Source organism: Streptomyces sp. NPDC047982, from assembly GCF_043204165.1.
Lineage (GTDB): Bacteria > Actinomycetota > Actinomycetes > Streptomycetales > Streptomycetaceae > Streptomyces.
On sequence record NZ_JBIDBS010000051.1, the window covers coordinates 1 to 8397 of the forward strand.

Below are 8397 nucleotides of genomic sequence, written 5' to 3' on the forward strand. Positions count from 1 at the left end.
CCCCTGGCGGCGAATCGCAGCCCTTGCCCTGCTCCACAGGAGTCCATTTCCTCTCCGCCCTGAAGGGCGGAGTATCCACGGAGGAATCAGATGACGGAGATAACCCAGCAGGACGGGACGTGGACCTTCGACGGCGAGACGGTACGGATCGTGCCTGGTCAGGGAAGGGGGGTGCACCCCGTCCGGCGGGAACTGGGCGAGCTCGTCGTCCCGCTCCGGGCGGTGGCGGGCATCTCCTTCGAGCCCCACCGCAAGGGCGGCCGGCTGCGACTGCGGCTGCGCGAGGGGGCCTGCCCGGTCCTGCGCGCCGCGGACGGCCGGCTCAAGGACGCCGCGGACCCGTACCAGCTCAGCGTGGAGAAGGACCGCGGCGGGTTGGCGGAGTACTTCGTCGAAGAGGTGCGCAACACCCTGCTGCTCGACCAGGTGCCGTCCGGGCCCACCGACGGCTTCCTTCTGCCGGGGCCCTCGGTGCCGGTCGCCGGGGGCGGCGGGGACGGCACGGCCTCGTTCGACGGGGAGACCGTCCGGCTGACGTGGAACTGGAAGGCCGAGGAGGTCAAGAGCTCGGGCGGCCCGGTCGCGTTCCCGGTGTCGGAGGTGACCGCGGTCCACTGGATGCCCTCCATCGGTCTGGCGAACGGGCATCTGCGCTTCGTCCGGGGCGTGGCCGGCCTGACCTCCGCGCCGGCCCCGGCACCCGAGTTCGACCCGTACGCGCTGGACCTGTGGGGGCTGTCCAAGAAGGAGTACACGGCGGTGCTGGTCGCGGCGGCGGTGCTGGTCAGACTCCCGAACGCGATGGCTCCGAACGCGACAGCCCCCATCGCGACGGCGCCGGACGCGACAATCCCGGGCGCAACGACCCCCGACGCCATCGGGCCGGGCACGACGAAGGCACCGGGCACGGCGATCGGGCCGACGGCGACGGGCGCCATCGGTCCGGGGCCGGACGCGGGCGAGGCGGCGCGGCTCTCCAAGGCCCCTGTGACACCCCCGGCCTCCACCACATCATCCCCGCCCCCGTCCCCGGCTCCTGCTCCCGCCCCGGACGCACCACCGCCCGCCGACGATCACGACGTGCTGTTGCGGCGGCTCCGGGAGCTCGGCGAGCTGCACCGGGCGGGGGTGCTCACCGACGACGAGTTCACCGCTGCCAAGCAGGCCGTACTGAAGCGTCTCTGACGCGTCTCTTGAACGCCTCAGACCGCCCCACGTCCGGTTCCAAACCCGTCCGAGAGCGTAATCACACCCTCTCCTGCCCGATATCGGGCAGAATTGTTGCGCCGACGCTCCGTCCAACGCAATATCAACGAGTGCTCGAACGCCGCCCGTCGCATGACGACCTCATCGAACACCTGGTGCGCAGCACCGCGCTCCAGCGCGGTGAGGCCGCCCGGGTGGTACTCGACGTGCTGGCGTACTTCGACGAGACGACCGACGACTTCGTCCGCCGCCGCCACCGGGAACTGCAGTCCGGTGGCCTGGTGAACACGGAGATCTTCGAGCGGATCGCGGCCGAGCTGCCGCACCGCGCGGTCGCACCACCGGAGCTCTCGCTCCGCCAACTGCGCCGCATCGTCTACGGCTGAGCCGAGACAGGAAACGACCCGGGAGGACCGGGACGGCTGCGCGGACCGGTAGGGCTGCGACGGTCGAGCGTCGGGCACCACAAGTACATCTATGGAGGGGCAGAGACTTCATGTGCGGAATCGTCGGATACATCGGGAAGCGTGACGTGGCCCCGCTGCTGCTGGAAGGGCTGCAGCGGCTGGAGTACCGGGGGTACGACTCCGCGGGCATCGTCATCACCGGCAAGGCGTCGGCCGGGAAGCCCGCCGCCCTGAAGATGGTGAAGGCGAAGGGCCGGGTCCGTGAGCTGGAGGCCCGTATCCCCAAGCGCTTCAGCGGCACCACCGGCATAGCCCACACCCGCTGGGCCACCCACGGCGCCCCGAGCGACGAGAACGCGCACCCGCACCTGGACGCCGACAACAAGGTCGCCGTCGTCCACAACGGCATCATCGACAACGCCTCCGAGCTCCGTGCGAAGCTCGTCGCCGACGGGGTCGAGTTCCTCTCCGAGACCGACACCGAGGTGCTGGTGCACCTGATCGCCCGCGCCCAGGCGGACACCCTGGAAGAGAAGGTCCGCGAGGCGCTGCGCTCGGTCGAGGGCACGTATGGCATCGCCGTGCTGCACGCCGACTTCAACGACCGGATTGTGGCCGCCCGCAACGGCTCGCCGGTCGTCCTCGGCATCGGCGAGAAGGAGATGTTCGTCGCCTCGGACGTCGCCGCGCTCGTCGCCCACACCCGCCAGGTCGTCACCCTCGACGACGGCGAGATGGCCACCCTGAAGGCCGACGACTTCCGTACGTACACGACGGAGGGCTCGTCCACGACGGCCACGCCCACCACCGTGGAGTGGGAGGCCGAGTCGTACGACATGGGCGGCCACGACACGTACATGCACAAGGAGGTCTCCGAGCAGGCCGACGCCGTGGACCGGGTGCTGCGCGGCCGGATCGACGACCGGTTCGCCACCGTGCACCTGGGCGGTCTCAACCTGGACGCCCGCGAGGCGCGCGGGGTGCGCCGGATCAAGATCCTGGGCTGCGGCACCTCCTACCACGCGGGACAGATCGGCGCGCAGCTCATCGAGGAGCTCGCCCGGATCCCCTCGGACGCCGAGCCGGCCTCCGAGTTCCGCTACCGCAACCCGGTCGTCGACCCGGACACCCTGTACATCGCGGTTTCCCAGTCCGGTGAGACGTACGACGTGCTGGCCGCCGTCCAGGAACTCAAGCGCAAGGGTGCCCGGGTGCTCGGCGTGGTCAACGTGGTGGGCTCCGCCATTGCCCGCGAGGCCGACGGCGGCATGTACGTGCACGCCGGGCCCGAGGTCTGTGTCGTGTCCACCAAGTGCTTCACCAACACGGTCGTCGCGTTCGCGCTGCTCGCCCTGCACCTGGGCCGGATCCGGGACCTGTCGGTCGCCGACGGCAAGCGGATCATCGAGGGGCTGCGCAGGCTGCCCGCCCAGATCAGCGAGATCCTGGCGAACGAGGACGAGATCAAGCGGCTGGCGGCCGAGTACGCGGACGCCAGGTCGATGATGTTCATCGGCCGGGTGCGCGGCTACCCCGTCGCGCGTGAGGCGTCGCTGAAGCTCAAGGAGGTCTCGTACATCCACGCGGAGGCTTACCCCGCCTCCGAGTTGAAGCACGGGCCGCTGGCGCTGATCGAGCCCGCCATGCCGACGGTCGCGATCGTGCCGGACGACGACCTGCTGGAGAAGAACCGCGCCGCGATGGAGGAGATCAAGGCCCGCAGCGGCCGCATCCTCGCCGTCGCCCACCAGCCGCAGGACAAGGCCGACCACACCATCGTCGTACCCAAGAACGAGAACGAGCTGGACCCGATCCTGATGGGCATCCCACTCCAGCTCTTCGCATACCACACGGCGCTGGCCATGGGCCGGGACATCGACAAGCCGCGCAACCTGGCGAAGTCCGTCACCGTCGAGTAGGCCCGCCCTCTCCGCGCCCGCCGCACCCGGCCGAACGGCCCCGCACCCACCGCGACAGCGGGTGCGGGGCCGTCCCCGTACCGGCCGTCCCCACACCGGCCGCCCCCACACCGAGTGCTGCGCACCAGCCGTCACGTCATGGTTGATGCCGTACGGACTGTTGCCACATAGGTACCGTCCGTACCGACTGTGTCCCTACGGACGTCCGCCCCCCGCTGTATCAGATGCTTCACACGAGCGCCTGTCGCACCGGTTCCCGTCGGCCTCTCGGGCACGTCCGCGGGTGACCGATACCGATCACCTACGAGGTCGGCAGCGATACGGGGCGACCGGGGCCGACGGCGCCCGCACGGGCGGCCGTTGCCCTCGACGGGCGCCGTCCGCGAGCGCCCGTCCTGCCACCCGGTGAGCGTTATGCACGCTTCGGGTACTGGCGCTCCACCGCCATCGGCCGGTGGACCGCCTGTTTCCGCAGGCGACTTGACGCCACGTCGGGCGCACGGATCACACCTCACGGCCGGGACGACCCCCTACAACCGGGGGTGGGCGGTCAGGACGAAACCGACGACGGAGCTACGGGTGACGGACCGGGGCGTGCGGCGGGAGGGCGGGAGCGACAGGCCCGGGCGGGAGGGGCAGGACAGGCGGAAGGGGCAGCACGGGCAGATGCGGCGCAGCAACGGAAGCAGCAGAGACAGCAGAGACAGCGGACCACGAACCAAGGATCACAGCCCGAGGCGCACCCGGCCAGACCGTACCGGCCTGGCCCGGGCCACACAGGCAGCCGCCCCTGCCCGCCCCGCCCCCTGCCAGCGCACCTGCGCACCCGGAGGCAATCGCCGCCGCGGCCCCGACCGGCCGCTCAGGGGATGACGACGACCGGACGCTGCGCGCGCCGCGCGAGGCGCCCCGCAACCGAACCGAAGATGCGGCCGACGGCGCCGTGCGTGGAACCGACGACGATGGCGTCCGCCGAGTACTCCCGGCCGACCTCCTCCAGCTCGTGACAGATGTCCCCGCCCCGTTCGACGAGCACCCAGGGCACCTCGGAGAGGTAGTCCGCGCAGGCGAGCTCCAGGCCGAGCACCTCGGTGCGGTGATCGGGCACGTCGACGAAGACGGGCGGCTCACAGCCCGCCCAGACGGTCGTCGGCAGCCGGTTGGCGACGTGGACGATGATCAGGCCGGAACCCGACCGGCGGGCCATACCGATGGCGTACGCCAGCGCCCGTTCGCTGGAGGTCGAGCCGTCGAAGCCGACGACGACCCCGTGCTGGAAGGCGGGGTCGCAGGAATGACGTGTTTCTTCGGCCGCCTGCGGGCCCGACATGGCGTCGGCCACCTGCTTGCGGTCGGCGGGTTCGGGGATTTCGTGACCGGCCATCGGTGTCTCGGCGAAGAGTGTCCTCGTGAGGAGAGCGACGTGGGCAAGAGTGTCAGCGGGCGGTGTAGCGGTGTCCGGGAATCATCTTCCCAACCCCTTACCCCCAAGGGTACGGCGCCACTCCTCCACTGCCCAGACCCGCGCAAAGCGCGCGCGACGTTTCACGGAGCATGCCCGAGGCGGACCCGGATGGCAATGCCGGTTGCGCCCTACACCGACGACAGCGGCTCCGGTACGGCCCCGGGCGGTTCCGCTCGGTGACACCCGGGGCCCCGTCCGTCACACCGCCGCCCGGCCCCACGCCAGCCCGCCCCGCCCCCGGAATCGCGGCCTCCGCGCGGAGTGGATCACCGCTCCGCGCGGGGCCGGCGCGGCGGCGGTCCGCCTCTCGGACACCCCCCGCCGCCCATTGCCCCACCGTCCCGCCCGGCTCTCTCCGCCCGGCGACGGACCGATACCGGCCCGCCGGTCGGAATCCGTTCGCCCGTCGGCCCCGCCCGGATATTCCGGACGATCGGTCGGCCGACCTGCCCAGGGGGGCGCAAAGAAGCAGTCGAGCAACGAGGTTGTGCGCCGGTTCACTGACCGAATCACGTATGCACAACCGTCTATTTTCAGCCAACTTCTCACCCCCACCGCTTCCTTGCCGAAATGGCCGATCAACCCCCTTGCCACCAGGAAGGAAGAGACCGCGCGGTACGATTCCGCCCGCCGAAGACCGGATAGGGACGGGCCATCAAGGCGAGGCACCCTTCCGTGGAGGGCTGCCGAGTGAAACGCTTCGTGATCGAATGCTTCCCGCCAAGTTGCCTTGTCGACATAACGCCGGTTGGTGAACTTGTCACGACGGCGGCACGGGACGCAGTAGATTCGATCTTGGGTAGCGAGCACCGGGGACTCGTGCAGGACCGAGGGGAAAAGTGCAGGAGCGACAGGCCCGCATGGACCAGGAAGACGCGAACACCGAGGGGGGCTTAGCGTCATGAGCCAGGACTCCGCCACCGCAACGGAGGCCGTACGGAAGCTCAGTGGCCGACGACGACGAGAAGTCGTCGCCGTGCTGCTGTTCAGCGGCGGCCCCATCTTCGAGAGCTCGATCCCGCTCTCCGTGTTCGGAATCGACCGACAGGACGCGGGAGTTCCGCGCTACCGACTCCTCGTCTGCGGCGGGGAAGACGGACCGCTACGAACCACTGGGGGACTCGAACTCGCCGCGCCCTACGGGCTGGAGGCGATCGGCAGGGCCGGCACCGTCGTGGTGCCCGCGTGGCGTTCGATCACCTCTCCGCCGCCCGCGGAGGCGCTGGACGCGCTGCGCCGCGCCCACGAGGAGGGAGCCCGCATCGTCGGGCTGTGCACCGGCGCGTTCGTGCTCGCCGCGGCCGGTCTGCTGGACGGCCGTCCGGCGACCACGCACTGGATGTACGCGCCGACGCTGGCCAAGCGCTATCCGTCGGTCCACGTCGATCCGCGCGAACTCTTCGTCGACGACGGCGACGTGCTCACGTCGGCCGGCACCGCCGCCGGGATCGACCTCTGTCTCCACATAGTCCGCACCGACCACGGCACGGAGGCCGCCGGCGCGCTGGCCCGCCGGCTCGTCGTGCCGCCGCGGCGCAGTGGCGGTCAGGAGCGCTACCTCGACAGGTCTTTACCGGAGGAGATCGGCTCCGACCCGCTCGCGGAGGTCGTGGCCTGGGCGCTGGAGCACCTCCACGAGCAGTTCGACGTGGAGACGCTGGCCGCGCGCGCGTACATGAGCAGGCGGACCTTCGACCGCAGGTTCCGCTCGCTCACCGGCAGTGCGCCGCTCCAGTGGCTGATCACCCAGCGGGTGCTGCAGGCGCAGCGGCTGCTGGAGACGTCCGAGTACTCGGTCGACGAAGTCGCGGGCCGTTGCGGCTTCCGCTCGCCTGTCGCGCTGCGCGGGCACTTCCGGCGCCAGCTGGGCTCCTCCCCCGCCGCGTACCGGGCCGCCTACCGGGCCCGTCGTCCGCAGGGCGGAGGCGGCGAAGGGATCGGCGACGTGATGGAGACGATCGTGCCCGCCCAGCCGGGCGCGGCGGGACGGCGTGGCGCGGCCATGTCGCCGGGGCCGCACGTCGTGACCTCGTCGGCGGTCGCGGCCGGAGTGGCGGAGCTCGGGAAGCCGGGACCCGACGCGTACGTCACCGGACGCCCGGCCCTGCCCGGGCAGAGGAGCGCCCCGTAGGGTGGGGCCATGAACGACCGCATGGTGTGGATCGACTGCGAGATGACCGGGCTCTCGCTGACGGAAGACGCACTCATCGAGGTGGCCGCACTGGTCACCGACTCGGAGCTGAACGTGCTCGGCGAAGGGGTGGACATCGTGATCCGCCCGCCGGACACGGCCCTGGAGGCGATGCCCGAGGTGGTGCGCCGGATGCACACCGCCTCGGGCCTCCTCGACGAGCTGGCTCGGGGCACCACCCTGGCCGACGCCGAGGCCCAGGTGCTGGCCTACGTCCGCGAGCACGTGAAGGAGCCCGGCAGGGCCCCGCTCTGCGGAAACTCGGTCTCCACCGACCGCGGTTTCCTGGCGCGGGACATGGCGGCGCTGGAGGGCTACCTCCACTACCGGATCGTCGACGTGTCCTCGATCAAGGAACTGGCGCGCCGCTGGTATCCGAAGGCGTACTTCAACAGCCCGGAGAAGAACGGCAACCACCGGGCGCTCGCGGACATCCGCGATTCCATCACGGAGCTGCGCTACTACCGCGAGGCGATCTTCGTCCCGCAGCCCGGGCCGGACTCGGAGCAGTCCAAGGCCATCGCGACACGCGTCGCGCCGCCCGTGCCGTAGGCCGGATCCACGGAGTCCCGCCGTACCGCCCGGCCCGCACCGCGCACGGGGCGGTTCGGCGGGACTTCGCGGACACGCCGTGGCCCGCGGTGAAGCCACTGGTCATGGGCCTTTCGGGGGTTCCGGGCGGCAGCCGAACAACTGTGGCGCGAGCACCCTCCGGGACCCTGTACACTTTTTCTCGGCCGGTCGGAAACGACCGGACACGGTGGGTATAGCTCAGCTGGTAGAGCACCTGGTTGTGGTCCAGGATGTCGCGGGTTCGAGTCCCGTTACTCACCCTGAATGATCAGCCCCCTGACCTGGGATAACGGGTCAGGGGGCTGATCCCTTTTCCGAGCGCGGCCCAACCGTGGCCCAACACCCGCTCGAAGTGGGCCCTACCGTCCCGCCCTGGCGACCATCACGAAGCGTGAGTGGAAAGGCTGCACCAGCACCTACGAGGTTGGTGGGTGCAGGGCGGACGCGGCGGCAGCAACGAGTCCGAGCGCTTCGGTGACGAACCGTCGGCCGAAGCCTTCGAGAAGCTGGGCGACGCCCACAGCCAGCAGCGGCCGTACGGCTAGGTGTTCTGTCCCGGGAGGTTGTGGACGGGTGAGCCAGATCTCGGCTGAGGGATCTTGAACGGGTGAGGGCCTTCCGGTTTGGTGTGGATTG

7 protein-coding genes and 1 tRNA gene are annotated in these 8397 nt (G+C 70.6%); 7 read left to right on the forward strand and 1 reads right to left on the reverse strand.

The window, feature by feature from the left end; all coding sequences use genetic code 11:
- Positions 1–90 precede the first annotated feature (90 nt).
- The 3 genes from ACGF2V_RS30955 to glmS all read left to right on the forward strand — a co-directional run bounded on the left by ACGF2V_RS30955 (position 91) and on the right by glmS (position 3532).
- Positions 91–1185 carry a DUF4429 domain-containing protein gene (locus ACGF2V_RS30955; RefSeq protein ID WP_362711194.1) on the forward strand — a complete coding sequence of 365 codons (1095 nt, stop codon included), beginning with the start codon at positions 91–93 and terminating at the stop codon, positions 1183–1185.
- Positions 1186–1316: 131 nt separating this feature from the next.
- The gene (locus tag ACGF2V_RS30960) at positions 1317–1592 is read left to right on the forward strand and encodes a hypothetical protein (RefSeq protein ID WP_362630726.1); all 276 of its coding nucleotides are present in this window, start codon (positions 1317–1319) and stop codon (positions 1590–1592) included.
- Between the two features lie 110 nt (positions 1593–1702).
- Complete coding sequence (gene glmS / locus ACGF2V_RS30965; RefSeq protein WP_362630723.1) at positions 1703–3532, forward strand: glutamine--fructose-6-phosphate transaminase (isomerizing); 1830 nt, start codon at positions 1703–1705, stop codon at positions 3530–3532.
- Between the two features lie 862 nt (positions 3533–4394).
- On the opposite strand, the gene ACGF2V_RS30970 is transcribed toward glmS, so the two are convergent.
- The gene (locus ACGF2V_RS30970) at positions 4395–4916 is read right to left on the reverse strand and encodes a universal stress protein (RefSeq protein ID WP_362630720.1); all 522 of its coding nucleotides are present in this window, start codon (positions 4914–4916) and stop codon (positions 4395–4397) included.
- 982 nt (positions 4917–5898) lie between these two features.
- On the opposite strand from ACGF2V_RS30970, the gene ACGF2V_RS30975 reads away from it, so the two are divergent.
- The 4 genes from ACGF2V_RS30975 (at position 5899) to ACGF2V_RS30990 (ending at position 8306) form a co-directional block, all read left to right on the forward strand.
- The gene (locus tag ACGF2V_RS30975) at positions 5899–7128 is read left to right on the forward strand and encodes a helix-turn-helix domain-containing protein (protein WP_362630718.1); all 1230 of its coding nucleotides are present in this window, start codon (positions 5899–5901) and stop codon (positions 7126–7128) included.
- A gap of 9 nt (positions 7129–7137) precedes the next feature.
- Entirely contained in the window at positions 7138–7740 is a 603-nt protein-coding gene (orn, locus tag ACGF2V_RS30980) for an oligoribonuclease (protein WP_362630715.1), read from the forward strand.
- A 208-nt stretch (positions 7741–7948) separates the two neighbouring features.
- Positions 7949–8021 (forward strand) — tRNA-His (locus ACGF2V_RS30985).
- A 135-nt stretch (positions 8022–8156) separates the two neighbouring features.
- Positions 8157–8306, forward strand: a complete 150-nt coding sequence (locus tag ACGF2V_RS30990) for a hypothetical protein (protein WP_362711196.1) — start codon at positions 8157–8159, stop codon at positions 8304–8306.
- Positions 8307–8397: the final 91 nt, after the last annotated feature.

What these genes read in the sequence shown, in the direction of transcription:
- ACGF2V_RS30975 (WP_362630718.1), top strand. Translation starts at nt 5,899, where the DNA reads ATGAGCCAGGACTCCGCCACCGCAACGGAGGCCGTACGGAAGCTCAGT.
- glmS (WP_362630723.1), top strand. Translation starts at nt 1,703, where the DNA reads ATGTGCGGAATCGTCGGATACATCGGGAAGCGTGACGTGGCCCCGCTG.
- ACGF2V_RS30955 (WP_362711194.1), top strand. Translation starts at nt 91, where the DNA reads ATGACGGAGATAACCCAGCAGGACGGGACGTGGACCTTCGACGGCGAG.
- ACGF2V_RS30970 (WP_362630720.1), bottom strand. Translation starts at nt 4,916, where the DNA reads ATGGCCGGTCACGAAATCCCCGAACCCGCCGACCGCAAGCAGGTGGCC.
- orn (WP_362630715.1), top strand. Translation starts at nt 7,138, where the DNA reads ATGAACGACCGCATGGTGTGGATCGACTGCGAGATGACCGGGCTCTCG.